This is a genomic window from Effusibacillus lacus (assembly GCF_002335525.1).
GTDB lineage: Bacteria > Bacillota > Bacilli > Tumebacillales > Effusibacillaceae > Effusibacillus > Effusibacillus lacus.
On the sequence record NZ_BDUF01000008.1, the window covers coordinates 20,554 to 38,255 of the forward strand.

Below are 17,702 nucleotides of genomic sequence, written 5' to 3' on the forward strand. Positions count from 1 at the left end.
AGTGTTTTGGTTATGTTAAAATTCTGTAAACTTGGCAAAAAAACAAAAAAAGACACACCCCGTAAAAGTTCTTTCAATCCTGCTCTTTCGGGGTGCGCTACGGCATTGTGTATTTGATTGTGGGCCTTTGACTTTTACAGCGGCAAAATATAGGTTGTCATCATGAAAAAATGAACGGTGCTTCCGGCTGTCACAAACAGGTGGAAAATTTCGTGAAACCCAAACCGGTTGGGGAAGAAATCAAAGCATTTGGTCGCATATATGATCGCCCCGATCGTATATGCCACACCTCCCGCTACCATCATCACGATCGCTCCTGTTGGCAGGTTGTCGATCAGTTGTACAATGGGGACCAGCGCAATCCAGCCCAGAGTAACGTAAAAAGCGGTGGACACATAACGGGGAGCATGAATGAACCAGATCTTCAGCATCATCCCGATCAATGCCAATGCCCAGACGGCCGACAGCATCGTCCATTTCCACGCGCCTTCCAGCCCGTAATAAAATACCGGCGTGTAAGAACCCGCAATCAGCACGTAGATGGATATATGGTCAAACTTCTTCAGGATCAGCTCTTTCTCAGGTGTGGTCCGGACCCAGTGGTACAAGGAACTGGCCCCATAAAGCAGGATCACGCTGACTCCGTAAATGGTCATGGTCACCAACTTGGACGCGTTGTCCTTGGACAGAAGAATCAGGAACACCAACCCGACAATCGCTGCAAGGAACGTCACGAAGTGCGTCAAGGTGTTGACCGGTTCTTTCATTCTCAGGAATTTCAATTCACTCGCCTCCGCTCCGAATGCTCTTCTTGTGTACTCCGTCTGATCTCTTCCTCCATCTTGGTGCAATTTGACTGGATAATCAAGCCCCCTCTTCCCGCATGAAACGGTAAGACGGACATTATGGTACCCGTGTGGAATAGCAGCGGAAAATGTTGAATCCTTTGCTTTCAAGGGCATGGAGATTTGTGCTCCGTGTCTTTTTTTAAACAAACCTGTCCATTACTTCAATATGAAAAAATCGATTCTTTTATATATGAGAATCGTTTCCCGTTAGCTCAATAAGAGTAGGGGAATACTAATTATCCCCCTGCTTGCAGCCAATTAGCCGTAAGTTCATAAGAAATCGGGCTTTCAAGCAGACCATCGTGGTTCGATTCGGGGACGATGTGAACCTGTGCTTTGGTATACATACCAAGCAATGCTTCATAACGATCTGCATAAAAAACTTCGTCCTCCGCCCCGACCAGCACAAGAGTCGGTTTCGTCAGTTTCTTCAGGTTTCGCTTGTATTTCATCGGCATGCGGGACAATAGCAGTCGAAAGCTGAGCTTCGCAGCCAGTCCGTCGTGCAGCTCCTCAGGACGCTTGTACAGTTCTATGACAGGGAGCCCGTGCCAGCGCTTGATTCCGATCGCATCAAGCATACTGAGGACGATCACACGACCCATATGGAGCTTGTGGTGCCCATCCCCTGGGCGCTCCGTCGGGTTGCCCGGACCGAGGTGCGGCGCGAGCAGTAGGTACGAGTCTACGCAGTCGGCATATTGGCTACCGGCGAAGCGTATGGCCGTTCCGCCCCCAGCGGAGTGACCGGCCATCACGACGTTTTTTACGTTAAGGAGTTGTTTTTTGATGTGCTTGACCAAATCCGCAAGATTATTTTCCAGTTGGCCAATATAGTCGATGTCACCGAGGCGTGCGGCTTTTGGCCCGTAGCCTCGAAGATCGGGCGTATAAACGTGGGCAAGCCCGGTTGACGAAATTTTTTGGGCGTAGGGGTATAAATATTTACTGTCTTCGGATATTCCATGAATCAGAATGATCGCAGTCGCCGTTTCAGCGGCACCAGGATAGTATCGACAGTAAAGCTCGTTCCCATCGCCAGTCGCGTAAGGCTGGAGATCGGGAACGGGATACTGTGACGGATTCACGTAGACCATATGGTTTTCCTCCTATACATATGGGTAAACAGATCACGAATGTCGCGCTCTCTGTCCCTTTGGGGCTAAATTAATAAAAGTTGTTATGAGATTTCAAGAAATCTAATAATTTTTTATCAACTTCTTCAGATTCTTTTCCAAGCCAAATTAAATGTCCCCATGAATTAAGTATAAAAAGTTCCGATTGAGGAATTTGTCTATTTGCATGGTAAGCGTGTTCCAACGGTACTGCTCCATCGTATTGGCTGTGCATGATGAGGGTCGGGCAAAAAATGGCTTGCAAATCATCAGAAGAAATCTGACTGGTTTGTAATAAGTCAATCAAGAACCCATGCCCTGACCGTTGGCGATTGTTCATCTTTCGAATTTCTTCTATATCCTCTTCTTTCATTTTGGTTATCACATCTTCATAAGGAAGCCAACTGAAGGAAGGAATCATATGTTTGAAAATATAGTGAGGAAATTGATTGTTTATGAAACTAATTTCCATATGTATTTTTCAACCGAGGGACGGAATAGAATCTGTGCAACCTTATATTCTTTATCCTTGGGAGTAAGCCATTCTTTCGTCACTGCACATAGTAACGTAAATGTCTTAACCCTTTCTGGGTGACGAGAAGCCAAGTAAATTCCGCTTGGTCCTCCTGCTGAAATAGCAAGAAGAGGATGGGTGTTCCTTCCCCCCTAATTGAATACTCAATTGTTTTACTTCAACCGAAAATGTTTCAACTCTTCTTTTCATAATGAACCCCTTTTTTCGAAGGCATTTATTCCATTATAACAATCACGTTTTACAGAGCATTAAAAAAGATATTGGCAACCGTGAAAATAGATTAACAAAAAATCCTCAGACCAGAAAGCTTTTGGACTGAGGATTCTCTTATTCTGCCATTCTGAAATGCATTTACAACTATGAGCGAAACGCCTTATCCGATATATCTGTCCGGTAGTGCATGCCTTCGAAGTGTATTGCCTCTACTCCGCGATAAGCGGCTTCTTTGGCGGCTTTCAAGTCGTGGCCGAAACCGGTCACACCGAGAACGCGGCCTCCGTTGGTCACCAGTTGGCCGTCCTTCGCAGCGGTACCCGCGTGAAATACGGCCACCTGTTCCGGCAAATGATCCAGACCGGTAATGACATCCCCTTTCCGGTAAGAGCCGGGGTATCCCTGTGCCGCCAGAATTACGCACACGGCAGCCCCATTTTTCCAGGACAATTCCACTTCGCCAAGCCGTCCCTCAATGACAGCTTCCGCCACTTCCACCAGATCGTTCTCCAATAGGGGCAGCACCACTTGCGTTTCAGGATCTCCAAAGCGAGCGTTGAATTCGATCACTTTCGGCCCCTGGGCGGTCAGCATCAGGCCTGCATAGAGGACTCCCTTGTAAGGAGTTCCTTTTGCCGCCAATCCGTCAACCACTGGGCGAATAATGGTGGTTTCCACTTCTTTCAGCAGTTTGGCAGACACCTTGGATACCGGCGCATAGGTACCCATGCCCCCGGTGTTGGGCCCTTTGTCCCCGTCAAATACCTGTTTGTGGTCCTGGGAGGGCACCATCAGCCTGACAGTCTGTCCGTCTACAAACGCCAGAACGGTCGCTTCCTCCCCGGCAAGAAACTCTTCAATGACCACCTGACTGCCCGCTTCCCCAAATTCCTTCGCTTCCATGATCGACCGAACCGCATCTTCCGCTTCCGTGACCGTTTGCGCCACAATCACCCCTTTTCCGGCCGCCAATCCGTCCGCTTTCACAACAATCGGGGCACCCTGCTCCCGGATGTACTGCAATGCCGGTTCCATCTGCGTAAATGTCTGATACTTGGCGGTCGGCACTCCCAGTTCCATCATCAGATCCTTGGCAAAGGATTTGCTGCCTTCTATCAGAGCCGCCTCCCGGCGCGGTCCGAAGATGCGGAGTCCCCGCTTTTCAAACTCATCCACAACCCCGGAAAGCAGAGCCGCTTCCGGCCCTACCACAGTAAGATCAACACCTTCCCGCTGCACAAAATCGGCCAACTGCTCCACCGCCTCCACTGCAATGGGCACACACTCGGCAATCTGAGCTATTCCAGCGTTGCCCGGCGCACAGAAGATTTTGTCCACGCGGGGGCTTTCGGCCAATTTCCATACGAGAGCGTGTTCACGCCCCCCGCTTCCAATCACCAAAACCTTCATTCTGTTTCGCCCCCTTTCCATTTTTTTCGACAGGCAAGGTCTGACCTTTGTTTAAATCAATCCTGACCCATCTGTTCCATAGCCCTATAAGGTCTTACCTGTTTTTTGAAAGCTGGTTCTCGCCATAAAGGCCTTTCTTGATTCACACTTGTCAAACGGTGTCAGTGAGTGCAGGGTTTTGGCGAGAAAAAGGGTCTGACCTTTCTTTTTGTCAGTAAATGCTGCCATAAAAGGGTTACTCAATGATCCGATGTCGCTTGATGGTCGTTTTCTCCGCCATTTGTCGAAACTGGCTTTTTCGACAAATATTAGAAGGCGGATGAGCCAGAGACGCCCCTGACTCATCCGTGCTTGAATTAATGCTTAAAGTGGCGAACCCCGGTGAACACCATGGCAATCCCTGTCCGGTCTGCCGCTTCGATGGACTCGTTGTCCTTGATTGAACCGCCCGGTTGAATGATGGCGGTTATTCCAGCCTTCGCTGCCGCCTCCACTGTATCAGGCATTGGGAAGAACGCATCGGATGCAAGCACCGCTCCCTTTGCCAGGTCGCCTGCCTGTTCAATCGCAATCTTGGCCGCACCCACGCGGTTCATCTGGCCTGCCCCGACCCCGACGGTTCTGTTTTCCCGTGCCAATACGATTGCATTGGACTTCACGTGCTTGACCACTTTCCATGCAAAGAGCAACTGCTTCAATTCCTCTTGTGTCGGCTGACGACGGGTAACAACCTGCAGTTCTTCCGCTGTGACCACCTTCCGATCCAAATCCTGAATCAGCAAACCGCCTTCCACCTTCAAGGAGGTGCGGGGTGCACCGAGAAGGGAGCTTGCCTTGGATGCCTTGGATGCCTCAGACGTTTCCCCGATCGCCGCTTCCATCAGGCGGAGGTTCTTTTTTCTGGCAAGAATCTCGAACGCTTCCGGTTCGTAACCGGGAGCCAGAATGATCTCGAGGAACAGTTCGGACATCCCTTGCGCGGTAGCTGCATCCACAACCCGATTGAGTGCAATAATGCCGCCAAAGATGGAGACAGGGTCCGCTTCGTAGGCTTTCTGCCATGCGCCATGGATTGTGTCGGCGATACCCACACCGCAGGGATTGGTGTGCTTGATGGCGACGACTGCCGGTTCCGCGAATTCCTTTACGATGGCCAGGGCTGCGTTGGCGTCATTGATATTGTTGTAGGATAATTCTTTGCCGTGGAGCTGTTTGGCCCCTGCAATCGTGTCGGCGCCCGCTGCCGGTTCCCGGTAGAACGCCGCTTGTTGATGCGGGTTCTCTCCGTAGCGGAGATCCTGTTCCTTCTCATAGGTCAACGTGACCGACTCCGGAAACTCTTCTCCCGTCAGACGGGTCATGTACTGGGCTACCAGCGCATCGTAGGCGGCCGTATGGCGGAACACTTTTGCCGACAACGCCAATCGGGTATCCTCAGAAATAGGTTGTCCCTTCTCCAGGCTCTCCACGACCAATCCATAATCAACCGCATCGACCAGAACGATGACGTCACGGTAGTTCTTCGCAGCCGCACGGAGCATGGACGGTCCCCCGATATCGATGTTCTCGATCGCCTCGTCATGAGTCACGCCCGGCTTCAGGATGGTTTCCTTAAAGGGATAAAGGTTGACGACAACCAGGTCAATCGGCTTGATGCCAAGTTCTTCGATTGCCTGCATGTGTTTCTCATTGTCACGAACGGCCAGCAATCCGCCGTGGATATTGGGATGAAGGGTCTTCACCCGTCCGTCCATAATTTCCGGAAATCCCGTTACATCGGATATGCCCGTTACAGGAATCCCCTCTTGCTGCAGCAGCTTGGCGGTTCCGCCAGTCGACACGATTTCCACGTCGTGTTTTACAAGAACCTTCGCCAGTTCTACAATTCCGGTCTTGTCTGACACACTGATCAAAGCCCGTCTCATGTTCTACCCCCACCCATTTGGATCTTCCCGGCGGCAAAATCGGCCACAACCCGAGGCAGCAGCTTGTGCTCCACCGATTGGATCTTTGCCGTCAGTGTCTCTCTGGTTTCGTTTCTTTCGATCTTGATTCTCTCCTGTGCAATTACAGGCCCGGTGTCCATCCCTTCATCAACAAAATGCACCGTGACTCCGGTCTCCTCCACTCCCGCTTCCAGAGCCTGTCCAATCGCGTCCTTACCGGGAAACATGGGCAGCAGGGACGGATGCAAGTTGAGTATCCGTCCGCCGTAGGCATCCAGAAGGGTAGGTCCCACCAACCGCATATATCCTGCCAACACGACAAAATCAACCTGTCTGGCTCGCAATTCCTCCAGAATTCGGGTTTCGTAGGCAGCTTTGTCAGGAAACTCTTTGGGAATCAATACAAGGCTCGGAACACCCGCCTCTTCCGCACGGACAACCGCTTTGGCTTGGGGTTTGTCGCAAACCACCAGCACAACGGATGCACCCCCCAGGTTTCCTGCCGCCGAGCGGTCCAACAGCACCTGCAAGTTGCTGCCGCTGCCGGAAACAAAAACTGCAATCCGCTTCATGCTCCCGCTCATTCTTCTTCCTCAATTCCCGGGATGATCACTTTGCGGTTCCCTTCCACAATCCGTCCGATCCGGTATGCCCGTTCCCCGAGGCGATTGGCCGCTTCCACAAAATCATCCGCCTGCCCGGCCGGAACCACAGCAATCAATCCGATGCCCATGTTAAAAGTGCGGTACATATCCACGTCCGGGATGTTTCCTTCCCGCTGCAGCAGTGCAAAAATCGGCAGCACCGGCCAGGAGCCGAGCTCGATTTCCGCATCGCATCCTTCGGGCAGCACCCGCGGGATGTTTTCCCAGAAACCGCCGCCTGTCACATGGACAAACGCATGCACATCAAACTGCCCACGGAGGGCCAGCCCATTTTTTACATAGATGCGGGTTGGGGTCAGCAGTTCATCGCCCAACGTCTTGTCCAGACCCGGCAGCCGGGTATTCAGGGAGTAGCCCTTCTCTTCCAGCAGAACTTTCCGTACCAAAGAATAGCCGTTGGAATGAATGCCGCTGGAAGCCAGGCCAATCAGCGCATCCCCCGGTTTGACTTTGGAACCGTCGATCATCTTGCTTTTCTCTACAATGCCCACAGAGAAGCCGGCAATGTCATACTCGCCATCCGCATACATGCCGGGCATCTCGGCCGTTTCGCCGCCCACCAGGGCGCAGCCGGCCTGCACGCATCCGTCCGCAATTCCCTTGACGATTTGCTCCGCTGTCTCCGGAACGAGTTTGCCGGTTGCAAGATAATCAAGAAAAAAGAGGGGTTCGGCTCCCATGACCAGGATGTCGTTTACACACATGGCGACAGCATCCATTCCGATGGTGTCGTGTTTATCCATCAGGAAGGCAATCTTCAGTTTCGTGCCCACTCCATCCGTTCCGGATACCAGAATCGGCTCTTTGTATTTGCTCATATCCAATTGGAACCCGCCGCCAAAACCGCCGAGGGAAGTGATCACTTCCGGGCGGAAGGTGCGGGCTACATGGGGCTTGATGCGATCTACCGTTTCATTTCCGGCGTCAATGTTGACACCGGCCCGAGCGTAGGCGTCAAGACGGGGTGCCTCACGACCTTTCCTGTTTGCACGGGCAACGCTCTGCTTCTGTTCGCTCACTGTCGACCCCTACCTTTCCAACATGTGCTTCTCCAGATCTTCGTACACCTCAGTCGGATAGCGCCCGGTAAAGCAGGCGTTGCAGAACTTGTGATTGGCAAAATCCACAACGTCAAACGCACTCAGCATCTTCTCTTCCGACAGGTAATGAAGCGAATCGGCCCCAATATAGTCGCGGATCTCTTCCACCGTCTTGTTGGCGGCAATCAGTTCATTGCGCGCGGATGTATCAATCCCGTAGTAGCACGCATTGGTCACCGGGGGCGACGAAATCAGTAAATGCACTTCCGTGGCTCCGGCATCCCGCAGCATCTGGACAATTCGTTTGGAAGTGGTGCCGCGCACGATCGAGTCATCAATCAATACAACCCGCTTCCCGTCCACCATGCTGCGTACGGCGGACAGTTTCAGTTTGACTCCACGTTCCCGCAGTTCCTGGCTTGGCTGAATGAAGGTCCGGCCAATGTACCGGTTTTTGATCAAGCCGATTTCATAAGGGATTCCGGTTGCTTCCGCATAGCCGATGGCGGCCGAAATGGAGGAGTCAGGGACGCCAATGACCACGTCCGCGTCTACCGGATGTTCCTCCGCCAGCAGCTTGCCGAATTTTTTCCGTACGGAATGAACGTTGAATCCGTCAATGTCCGAGTCGGGACGGGCGAAGTAAATGTATTCAAAGGTGCAGAGCGATGTCTTTGAAGAATGGGCAAACTTCGACGAGTGAAGCCCGTTCTTATCGATCACGAGCATTTCGCCCGGTTCAATGTCCCGGAGATATTCCGCGCCGATTGTGTCAAAGGCACAGGTTTCGGAAGCGACTACATAAGCTCCTTCAAACTGCCCCAGTGCCATCGGACGCAAGCCATGGGGATCCCGCATTGCCAGCAGCTTGTCATCGGTCAGGATCAGGAACGCAAAGGCTCCTTTGACAATAGAGAGGGACTCTTTGACGTTTTCTTCTATAGTCGGAAGCCCGGAGCGGGCAATCAGATGGGCGACCACTTCCGTATCGCTGGTGGTTTGAAAAATGCTGCCCTGCCGCTCCAAGCGGTTATGCAGTTGAAAAGCGTTGATCAGGTTTCCGTTGTGAGCCAGCGCCATGTTTCCCCGCTGGGAGCCGAATGTAAGCGGCTGGGCGTTTGCGATGGAGGTCTCCCCGGTTGTTGAATAGCGTACGTGCCCGATGGCCGCGTGGCCCTTCAGGGTCTTCAAAACGTCTGAGTCGAAGACTTCCGATACGAGGCCCATCCCTTTATGCTGGTACATCTTGCGTCCATCCACCGATGCGATTCCGGCACTCTCCTGCCCCCTGTGCTGCAGCGCATAGAGTCCGTAATAGGTCAGTTCCGCCGCGTTCGGATGGCCATAAATTCCAAATACGCCACACTCCTCATGCCACTTGTCGGACATCATTTCATGATGCATGGGATGGCTCCTTTCCATGTGTTCGCGAGTTCTCCTACAGGTTGATCCACAACTGTTTGTCCGTTGACGGCAATCACAAGGTTTGTGCCTTCCACCCGGCCGATGCGGGTAATCGGAACGTTCTGTTCTTTTGCAAGGGCTTCCAATTTGCCCGCATTGTCCGGAGTCACCTCCAGAACGATTCGGGACGGGCTTTCCGAGAACAGGGCAAAATCGGCCCGAAGTTCCGTTGCCACCTCTACCCTGGCTCCCTTGCCGCCTGCAATCGCAGACTCTGCAAGCGTAACCGCCAGTCCTCCTTCCGCACAGTCATGCGCCGAGCGTATGAGTCCCTTTTGGATGGCTGAAAGGGTCAGGCGCTGAACCGATTTTTCCAGGTTGAGATCGATCTGCGGCGCTTTGCCTGACACTGTGCCGTGCACCGCCTTCAGGTATTCGGAACCGCCGATATCCGCATTCGTGACGCCCGTCATGTAAAGAAGATTGCCTTCTTCTTTGTAGTCGGCCGTCGTGATGTGATCAAGGTCATGAACCAGTCCTACCATGCCGATGATTGGAGTCGGGTAGATATCAATGCCGTTGGTTTCGTTATAGAGGGACACATTGCCGGAAATGACCGGTGTGTCCAGTACGCGGCAGGCTTCGGACATTCCGTCGGCTGATTTCTCCAACTGGTACATGATTTCCGGTTTCTCCGGGCTGGAGTAGTTCAGGCAGTCGGTCACCGCGAGCGGTTCGGCACCCGTACAGACTACGTTGCGTGCCGCTTCCGCAATCACCAGCTTACCGCCCATCTCCGGATCCAGGTACACATAGCGTCCGTTTCCGTCTGTCTTCATGGCGAGCCCTTTGCGGGTTCCCCGAATGGAGATCACGGCCGCATCCGAACCGGGCCGAACCACGGTGGAAGTGCGAACCATGTAATCATATTGGCGGTAGACCCACTCTTTGGAAGCAATGGTTGGCTGCCGGAGCAGGGTGTGCAAGGTGTCGTTCAGGTTCTGAGGTACAGGGAGCCCCTCGATGTCGAATGATTGGACTTCGTCAAGGTAGGCCGGGCGCTTGGAAGGACGGTTGTACACCGGTGCATCATCCACCAGTGTTGTAACCGGGATCTCCGCTGCGATTTCATCGCCTTCCTTGATCCGCAGCATCCCGTCGTCCGTTACACGTCCGATTACAGTTGCCTCGAGGCCCCATTTTTGGAAGATCTGTTCGGCAATGTATTCCTTGCCCTTTTCCATTACGACCAGCATCCGCTCCTGCGATTCGGACAGCATGATCTCATAGGGAGTCATTCCTTCCTCACGGCGCGGCACCAGTGCCACGTCCATTTCCAGACCGGACCCTGCACGGGATGCCATCTCGGAGGAAGAAGAGGTCATGCCGGCGGCTCCCATATCCTGAATGCCGACAACCGCTCCGGTTGCAATCAGCTCCAGGCATGCTTCCAGCAGCAGTTTCTCCATGAACGGATCGCCCACCTGAACGGCGGAACGTTCTTTGGAGTGGGGGTCTTCCGCTGACGCGAAGGTGGCCCCGTGAATTCCGTCACGGCCGGTGCGGGCACCGACCACCATCACAGGGTTCCCTGCCCCTGACGCATTCCCCTTCGTGATTTTATCCTGATCGATCAACCCTACGCACATAGCGTTCACAAGCGGGTTGTGGGTGTAGCGATCATCAAATACAACTTCCCCGGCAACGGTGGGAATTCCGATACAGTTGCCGTACCCTGCGATTCCGGCCACCACATGGCTGAACAGGTAGCGGTTGCGGGCATTGTCCTCAATCTCTCCAAAACGCAATGAGTTCAGCAGGGCCACCGGACGGGCGCCCATGGTGAAGACGTCACGGATAATCCCGCCTACCCCTGTTGCGGCTCCCTGATAGGGCTCAATGGCAGAAGGATGGTTGTGGGACTCGATCTTGAACACAACCGCCTGGTTGTCGCCAATATCGACAATTCCCGCGTTTTCGCCCGGTCCCTGCAGAACCCGCGGGCCCGATGTGGGGAACCGTTTCAGAACCGGTTTGGAGCTTTTATAGGAACAGTGTTCGGACCACATCACCGAATAGATGCCTGTCTCCACATAGTTGGGCATGCGTCCGAGCAGCTTGACGATCTTCTCGTATTCTTCATCCGTCAGGCCAAAGCTGCGGTAGATCTTCTGGTCTTTGACCTCTTGCGCAGTCGGTTCTTTCCGTTGGGTTTGCTTCGTCGTTTCGTTAAGCACCGTGCTTCTCCCTCCAGTTGGTAAGAATTGACGTAAAGAGTGCACCGCCGTCGCTGGAACCGAGCAGATCATGCACCGCCCGTTCCGGGTGCGGCATCATGCCCAGCACATTGCCCTGTTCGTTGCAGATTCCCGCAATATTCTCGATGGAACCGTTGGGATTCTTGCCGTGATAACGGAATACGATCTGGTTGTTGGCTTTCATCTTCGCCAGGGTTTCTTCATCCACGTAGTAGTTGCCTTCCCCGTGGGCAATCGGAATGTGGATCACTTGTCCTTTCTGATAACCCGAGGTAAAGGGAGTGTTCGCATTCTCCACCACCAGCGGAACGATTTCACAGTTGAACTGGGTGTGATTGTTCTCCCTCAGCGCACCGGGGAGCAGATGGGACTCGGTCAGAATCTGAAATCCGTTGCAAATCCCGATTACAAGTTTGCCTTCAGCTGCGGCCTTGCGGACTTCTTCCATTACCGGTGAAAAGCGGGCGATGGCACCGGAGCGGAGGTAATCGCCATAAGAAAATCCGCCCGGCAGGATAATACAATCATAAGCGGACAAATCGGCGGCTGTGTGCCAAACCATCTCGACCGGTTCACCCAACACGTCTTCAATCGCTTTCACTGCGTCAATGTCACAATTGGAACCTGGAAATACGATGACCGCGAAGCGCACCGACTTACACCTCCGTCAGTTCGAACGAATACTTTTCAATCACCGTATTCGCCAGAAGCCTTTCGCACATTTCGGTGACGCGCTCTTCCGCCGTTTTCCTGTCGGTGGTATTGATCTTCACTTCCATGTACTTGCCGATCCGCACGTCTTCCACTTCATCGTATCCCAGTGCATGCAGGGATTTGGTGACAGTGGTTCCTTCCGGGTCAAGAACGGAAGCTTTCAAGGTAACATGGATTTTGGCCAGAATCATCGGGTGAGTCCTCCTAGTCTGCGTAAGATTTCTTCATATGCTTCTTCCACCGAACCCAGATCGCGGCGAAAGCGGTCTTTGTCAAGCTTCTCTCTGGTATCTGCATCCCAGAAACGGCAGGTGTCGGGCGAAATCTCATCGGCCAGCAGGATGTTGCCATCCGAATCGATGCCAAACTCCAGTTTAAAGTCTACCAGCAGCAGGTTCTTGTCAGACAGAAAAGCTTTGAGATAAACGTTGATGTCGCGCGCCAGGCTTTCCAGCACGTTCAGTTGTTCAGGGGTTGCCAGTTCCAAAACGTCAATGTGGGAGGGAGTCACGAGCGGATCTCCCAGATCATCGTTTTTGTAGTAAAATTCCACCACCGTCTTCGGCAGAATCGTTCCCTCTTCCCAGCCGATCCGCTTGGCAAGGGAACCGGCCGCGATATTGCGAACCACCACTTCCAAAGGAAGAATCTTCACTTTCTTTACCAACATCTCCCGCTCGGAAAGCGTGTCGATGTAGTGGGTGGGGATTCCTTTTGCTTCCAGCAGCTTGAAGAAGATGGAGGCAATCCGGTTGTTCATTTCCCCCTTGCCTGCAATTTGTCCCTTCTTCTGACCGTTAAACGCGGTGGCATCGTCCTTGTACTCGACGATCACCTGCTCCGGATGATCGGTCAGGAATATTTTCTTCGCCTTGCCTTCGTACAGCATTTCACCTTTTGCCGGCATTTGCCGTTCCCCCTTGCCTCTCCGTTTTTTATAATTCCGGGACTTCTGCCCGGTTCAGGAGCCTTTTTCAAAATAAGGGGCTTTTAGTCCCTTATTTCTTGATTTTCCCCTCGTATTTTTGAGATAGGGGATTTTGAGGTACCTATTCTGTCACTTTCGGCCGATGGCGACCCAGAAAAATCCGAAATTAGTACCTGAGAGTCCCTTATTCTACAAACCAACCCCATTTTCCCTAAAAATAAGGGATCCAAAATCCCTTATTCGGCAGTCCCATTCGGCAATCCCGGAGGGTTACTTGCCGATATGCTTCAGCAATTGGCTTGCCAGACCGACGTAAGTTGCAGGTGTGAGCTCCAGCAGACGAGCTTTGTCATCGGTCGGAAGATCGAGCCCCTCGATAAATTTCCGCATAGCCTCCGCGTCTACCTTGAGCCCCCGGGTCAGGTCCTTCAGCTTCTCGTAGGGATTGTCATGGCCGTTCTTGCGCATTACGGTTTGCACAGCTTCGCCCAGTACCTCCCAGTTGTCGTCGAGATCCCTTGCCAGCGCCTGTTCATTGACGGACAACTGCTTCAACCCGCGAAGAGCCGCTTGAATCGCGATTACGGAATGTCCGACACCGACACCGATGTTGCGCAGTGTGGAAGAATCGGTCAGGTCCCGCTGCATTCGGGAAACCGGGAGCTTGATCGCCAGATGTTCCAGCATGGCGTTGCTGAGTCCGACGTTTGCTTCCGAGTTCTCAAAGTTGATCGGATTGACCTTGTGCGGCATTGTGGAGGATCCAATCTCACCCGCTACCGTCTGCTGTTTGAAGTACCCTAGAGAGATATAGGACCAAACATCCCGGTCAAAGTCGAGCAGGATGTTATTAAACCGAATCAAGGCCATGAACACTTCCGCCAGATAGTCATGCGGTTCGATCTGGGTCGTTAAAGGGTTGTAGGCAAGTCCCAACCCTTCCACCAGCGATCTGGCAATCTCTTGCCACGGCGCATCCGGATAGGCGGACACATGGGCATTAAAGTTGCCGACCGCCCCGTTGAACTTGCCAAGATACTCGAGACTTCGGATCTGCTTCAGTTGCCGCTGCCATCTGCGGACAAACACAGCCAGTTCTTTCCCTACAGTCGTGGGGCTTGCAGGCTGTCCGTGAGTTCGTGCCAGCATCGGCACGTCCTTTGTTTGGTCTGCAAAATCAGCTACTGCACCGGCCAACTTTTCCGCCAAAGGCAACCACACATCACGGATCGCCCCCTGAATCATCAATCCGTAGGAAAGGTTGTTGATGTCTTCCGACGTGCAGCAAAAATGGACGAATTCCGCCACATCCGCAAGCGACGTCTCCTTGATGCGGCGCTTGATATAATACTCCACCGCTTTCACATCGTGTTTGGTTGTTGCTTCAATTTTCTTAACTTCCAGCGATGCCGCCTCGTCGAAGTCAGCCGCCAGTGTCCGCAGGAAATCTACCTCCTGCTGCGTAAAAGAACGCACATCCTTGATCCAATCGTTTTGCGACATGGTGATCAGCCATTCGATCTCCACATGCACGCGATATTTGATCAGGGCCCATTCCGACACGTAGTCGCCCAGAATGCCGACCTGATCCCGATATCTTCCGTCAAGCGGTGAAATTGCCTTTATGGACATGGTCTTTGCTCCTTATTGTTGATCCTTTGTATTTTATGGCTGCCAGATGGCAAGCCCGTTAATGGTTGCAAGCGCTTCTTCGACGGATGGGGCCAGGACGTTGAGATGCCCCATCTTCCTTTTCTCTTTGGCTTCCGCTTTGCCGTAGAGATGGATCTTGATTCCCCTACCCAGGCAGTCTGCCTGATCCAGCACCGGCTGCAGGTGTTCCCCCAGAATGTTGACCATCACCACGGGCGTTAACAGATCGGTGTCTCCAAGCGGAAGATTGCAAACGGCCCGTATATGCTGCTCAAATTGGGACGTCATGCAGGCATCCATCGTGTAGTGGCCTGAATTATGGGGCCTCGGAGCCAGTTCGTTGACCAACAGGACGCCTTCTTTCCAGAACATCTCGACTGCGATAAGTCCGACCACATTCAGCTTTTCGGCAATTCGGATTGCCAGTTCCTGTGCCAGACGATTTGCTTCATCCGGAATCCGGGCCGGCACAATGGATTGGTGCAGGATATTCTCCCGGTGGATGTTTTCCGCTGTCGGGAAGGTGCGGACCTCCCCCGAGCCATTGCGGGCGGCAACAACCGACAGTTCCTTGTCAAAATCGACCCAGCCCTCGAGAACCAGTTCAGGCATTCTAGCGGAGGCCATCGCATCGGGCGAAATCCCGGAGTCCAACGATTTTTCCAGCCCTTTCCAGGCGCGTTCGATGTCAGCTTGTTCCCGCAGTACATATTGGCCTTTCCCGTCATAGCCTCCGGTGGCTGTTTTCAGCACACAGGGAAACCCCAGATCCGACACTGCTTGTTCCAGATCCCCAAGTGAGTGTACTGGCCGCCATGGTGCCACCGGAACCCCGATTGCTTCCAGGGCCGATTTTTCCCGAATCCGGTGTCTTGTAACATGAAGCACATGGCCCCCTTGAGGCAGATAGGATTCCTGTTCCAACTCCCGGACCATCTCGTCACTGACGTTTTCGAATTCGTAGGTCAAGACATCTGACCGTTTGGCCATCTTCCGGGCCGCTTCCAAGTTGTCCAGCGATGCCACGAATTCCTCATCGGCCACTTGTCCGCAGGGAGAATCAGCAGTTGCATCCATCGTGACGATCCGGTATCCCATTTCACGGGCTTTAAGCGCGATCATGCGACCCAGTTGGCCGCCACCCAAGATCCCGATGGTGCTGCCGGGCAGGATTCTCGGATACTCGTTCCTTGTTCGCTTCTCTTTCAACTGTCCCGAAGCGTCCGTCATGCCAGTTCCCCGCTTTCCATTACCTGCTGCCGTATAGCCGACCGCCTTTTCTCCAACAGTTCCCGGATCTCCGGTCGAGTCGTGCCAAGGATCTGAGCGGCCAGCAATCCCGCATTGGCAGCGCCTGCTTTGCCAATGGCGACGGTTGCTACAGGAACTCCCGCCGGCATCTGGACGATGGACAACAGGGAGTCCAGCCCGTTGAGGGCCTTTGACTGCACAGGAACACCGATCACCGGCAGCACGGTCTTGGCTGCCACCATACCGGGCAGATGGGCGGCCCCGCCCGCTCCCGCAATGATCACTTCCAGACCGCGTTCGACGGCGGTCTCCGCATATTCAAACATTAGGTCAGGCGTACGATGAGCTGATACCACTTTTTTCTCATAAGGAATCTGCAGTTCGTCCAGGATCACGCACGCTTCCCGCATGGTATCCCAATCGGATTGGCTCCCCATGATCACTCCCACCAACGGTTTCCTCATTATGGTACCTCCATTCATCCGCCTTATTATTCCACATTCCAGAAACAGAAACCCAGGCAGGGCAAGTTTCTTCCTCGTAAGCGAGCGAAACCTGCCCGCCTGGGCTTTTATCCCTTCGGTGTCATGCCAACCGGCATGTGAATCGCTTGGACCAGACATAAACCCCCTCTGCTTATAAAGGCTTTGGGGGGGTTTACCGGAACCCTAGATTCGCTTTCAACTCGTAGTCCGGTTATTTACGGTAACCGGGTAGAGACTTTCGGGCCATATTCCCGAAGATATACGAGTATTCAATTGAAGTGTCATCCATAAACAGTGTACCAGTGATGGTGGGGGGTGTCAACGCAAAAGGCGAACAATTTTAACTAACCAGGAAGAAACGTTCGTAAATGAGCTGGGACCTCTCGCTTTTTCGACTAAGTTTTTTCACCTTCCGCCAACAGCGGACTGTACATCATCAACGCATGATTCTCTGTTACCAACTCATCATCCACTTGCTCCCCATTCTCGAATACCCTCCGCCAAATCTGGTTATGACGGACATGCCCGCCCCAGAGTTCCTGTGTAAACCGGTGATGTTTTTCATAGACTTCATAAGTTTTCGCAATCGGCTGATCGGCAAGCCACACCCCAACCAGGTGGGTGTCGGTCAGATCCAGCTGCAGGCAAAAAGTGACATCGGTATCATTGCGAATCTGCAAATCCACATAATTGTAAGCGCAGGTGGCACCGCTCCCAAAAGGCTGCGTGCGGTCCGCATCCGGAAACACATCATACTGGTGTCGGTACCGTTCTGTAACCGTCAAAGGTGTATGCAATGTCGCCCAATAGATGAGATTGGACAGTTGGCACAGACCTCCTCCGTAATCCGGTTGGAAGGTTCCCTCATGCAGCACCATCCCTTTCAAGTATCCGTTTCGCTTCGTGGGAGGGCCGATCAGCTTCCAGTAACTCATGGTCTCGCCCGGTCTCAGGATCAACCCGTTCAGCTTGGGAACCGCCAGTTGCAAATTATGCACCTTATTTTTCTGCAACCACATATCGACGTTCCGAAGCTGCCGGTAAAGCAAGGAACGATGCTCAAACACCACATATAAAAAAGGGGCATCTCCCACACGCCCGTCCCATTTTTCCTGAGCGAAACCGGTGCCCGACAGATGCCATTGAATATATCTCTTAAGGGAAAAATAGAGCCTGCCCAACTTCATCCGCAGCCAACTCCGCCGTCGCGGGCGCAAACTGAATTCGTTCATGTGGT

General features: G+C 53.0%; 15 protein-coding genes, 1 pseudogene and 1 riboswitch. All 16 genes and pseudogenes read right to left on the reverse strand.

The features are described from left to right. Positions 1-134 precede the first annotated feature (134 nt). A complete protein-coding gene (gene trhA, locus EFBL_RS01870; protein ID WP_231705650.1) occupies positions 135-782 on the reverse strand; it encodes a PAQR family membrane homeostasis protein TrhA in 648 nt (215 codons plus the stop codon). Between the two features lie 302 nt (positions 783-1,084). After that, positions 1,085-1,945, reverse strand: a complete 861-nt coding sequence (locus EFBL_RS01875; RefSeq protein ID WP_096180445.1) for an alpha/beta hydrolase — start codon at positions 1,943-1,945, stop codon at positions 1,085-1,087. 70 nt (positions 1,946-2,015) lie between these two features. Then, positions 2,016-2,608: pseudogene (locus tag EFBL_RS01880) on the reverse strand (alpha/beta fold hydrolase); the annotation flags it as partial. A gap of 247 nt (positions 2,609-2,855) precedes the next feature. After that, positions 2,856-4,121, reverse strand: coding sequence for a phosphoribosylamine--glycine ligase (gene purD / locus EFBL_RS01885; protein WP_096180446.1), 1,266 nt, complete (start codon positions 4,119-4,121; stop codon positions 2,856-2,858). Positions 4,122-4,477: 356 nt separating this feature from the next. Further along, entirely contained in the window at positions 4,478-6,046 is a 1,569-nt protein-coding gene (gene purH / locus EFBL_RS01890) for a bifunctional phosphoribosylaminoimidazolecarboxamide formyltransferase/IMP cyclohydrolase (RefSeq protein ID WP_096180447.1), read from the reverse strand. Next, positions 6,043-6,639: a phosphoribosylglycinamide formyltransferase gene (gene purN / locus EFBL_RS01895; protein WP_096180514.1), complete on the reverse strand. Its 597-nt coding sequence runs from the start codon at positions 6,637-6,639 to the stop codon at positions 6,043-6,045. Before purN ends, purH begins: the two co-directional genes overlap by 4 nt. Before the next feature lie 8 nt (positions 6,640-6,647). Next, on the reverse strand, positions 6,648-7,751 hold the full coding sequence (gene purM / locus EFBL_RS01900; RefSeq protein WP_096180448.1) for a phosphoribosylformylglycinamidine cyclo-ligase: 1,104 nt from the start codon (positions 7,749-7,751) through the stop codon (positions 6,648-6,650). A gap of 9 nt (positions 7,752-7,760) precedes the next feature. Then, the gene (gene purF, locus EFBL_RS01905) at positions 7,761-9,176 is read right to left on the reverse strand and encodes an amidophosphoribosyltransferase (protein WP_096180449.1); all 1,416 of its coding nucleotides are present in this window, start codon (positions 9,174-9,176) and stop codon (positions 7,761-7,763) included. Continuing rightward, complete coding sequence (gene purL / locus EFBL_RS01910; protein ID WP_231705651.1) at positions 9,161-11,413, reverse strand: phosphoribosylformylglycinamidine synthase subunit PurL; 2,253 nt, start codon at positions 11,411-11,413, stop codon at positions 9,161-9,163. Before purL ends, purF begins: the two co-directional genes overlap by 16 nt. Then, a complete protein-coding gene (gene purQ, locus EFBL_RS01915) occupies positions 11,406-12,086 on the reverse strand; it encodes a phosphoribosylformylglycinamidine synthase subunit PurQ (RefSeq protein ID WP_096180451.1) in 681 nt (226 codons plus the stop codon). Before purQ ends, purL begins: the two co-directional genes overlap by 8 nt. 4 nt (positions 12,087-12,090) lie before the next feature. Further along, positions 12,091-12,339: a phosphoribosylformylglycinamidine synthase subunit PurS gene (gene purS / locus EFBL_RS01920; protein WP_096180452.1), complete on the reverse strand. Its 249-nt coding sequence runs from the start codon at positions 12,337-12,339 to the stop codon at positions 12,091-12,093. Next, on the reverse strand, positions 12,336-13,055 hold the full coding sequence (gene purC / locus EFBL_RS01925; RefSeq protein WP_096180453.1) for a phosphoribosylaminoimidazolesuccinocarboxamide synthase: 720 nt from the start codon (positions 13,053-13,055) through the stop codon (positions 12,336-12,338). Before purC ends, purS begins: the two co-directional genes overlap by 4 nt. Positions 13,056-13,346: 291 nt before the next feature. Continuing rightward, positions 13,347-14,708 (reverse strand): adenylosuccinate lyase, encoded by a 1,362-nt coding sequence (gene purB, locus EFBL_RS01930; RefSeq protein ID WP_096180454.1) that lies wholly within the window; start codon positions 14,706-14,708, stop codon positions 13,347-13,349. Between the two features lie 33 nt (positions 14,709-14,741). Further along, positions 14,742-15,959 (reverse strand): 5-(carboxyamino)imidazole ribonucleotide synthase, encoded by a 1,218-nt coding sequence (purK, locus tag EFBL_RS01935; protein ID WP_096180455.1) that lies wholly within the window; start codon positions 15,957-15,959, stop codon positions 14,742-14,744. Further along, the gene (gene purE / locus EFBL_RS01940) at positions 15,956-16,444 is read right to left on the reverse strand and encodes a 5-(carboxyamino)imidazole ribonucleotide mutase (RefSeq protein ID WP_096180515.1); all 489 of its coding nucleotides are present in this window, start codon (positions 16,442-16,444) and stop codon (positions 15,956-15,958) included. The genes purK and purE overlap by 4 nt, the downstream gene beginning before the upstream one ends. A 204-nt stretch (positions 16,445-16,648) precedes the next feature. Next, positions 16,649-16,750, reverse strand: a riboswitch (purine riboswitch). A gap of 110 nt (positions 16,751-16,860) precedes the next feature. Further along, the gene (locus tag EFBL_RS01945; protein ID WP_096180516.1) at positions 16,861-17,697 is read right to left on the reverse strand and encodes a VanW family protein; all 837 of its coding nucleotides are present in this window, start codon (positions 17,695-17,697) and stop codon (positions 16,861-16,863) included. Positions 17,698-17,702: the final 5 nt, after the last annotated feature.

Bases quoted from the DNA above. Each gene is read 5' to 3' on its own strand.
- EFBL_RS01875 (WP_096180445.1), bottom strand. From the start codon at position 1,945: ATGGTCTACGTGAATCCGTCACAGTATCCCGTTCCCGATCTCCAGCCT.
- purD (WP_096180446.1), bottom strand. From the start codon at position 4,121: ATGAAGGTTTTGGTGATTGGAAGCGGGGGGCGTGAACACGCTCTCGTA.
- purH (WP_096180447.1), bottom strand. From the start codon at position 6,046: ATGAGACGGGCTTTGATCAGTGTGTCAGACAAGACCGGAATTGTAGAA.
- purN (WP_096180514.1), bottom strand. From the start codon at position 6,639: ATGAAGCGGATTGCAGTTTTTGTTTCCGGCAGCGGCAGCAACTTGCAG.
- purF (WP_096180449.1), bottom strand. From the start codon at position 9,176: ATGCATCATGAAATGATGTCCGACAAGTGGCATGAGGAGTGTGGCGTA.
- purS (WP_096180452.1), bottom strand. From the start codon at position 12,339: ATGATTCTGGCCAAAATCCATGTTACCTTGAAAGCTTCCGTTCTTGAC.
- purC (WP_096180453.1), bottom strand. From the start codon at position 13,055: ATGCCGGCAAAAGGTGAAATGCTGTACGAAGGCAAGGCGAAGAAAATA.
- purB (WP_096180454.1), bottom strand. From the start codon at position 14,708: ATGTCCATAAAGGCAATTTCACCGCTTGACGGAAGATATCGGGATCAG.
- purK (WP_096180455.1), bottom strand. From the start codon at position 15,959: ATGACGGACGCTTCGGGACAGTTGAAAGAGAAGCGAACAAGGAACGAG.
- purE (WP_096180515.1), bottom strand. From the start codon at position 16,444: ATGAGGAAACCGTTGGTGGGAGTGATCATGGGGAGCCAATCCGATTGG.
- EFBL_RS01945 (WP_096180516.1), bottom strand. From the start codon at position 17,697: ATGAACGAATTCAGTTTGCGCCCGCGACGGCGGAGTTGGCTGCGGATG.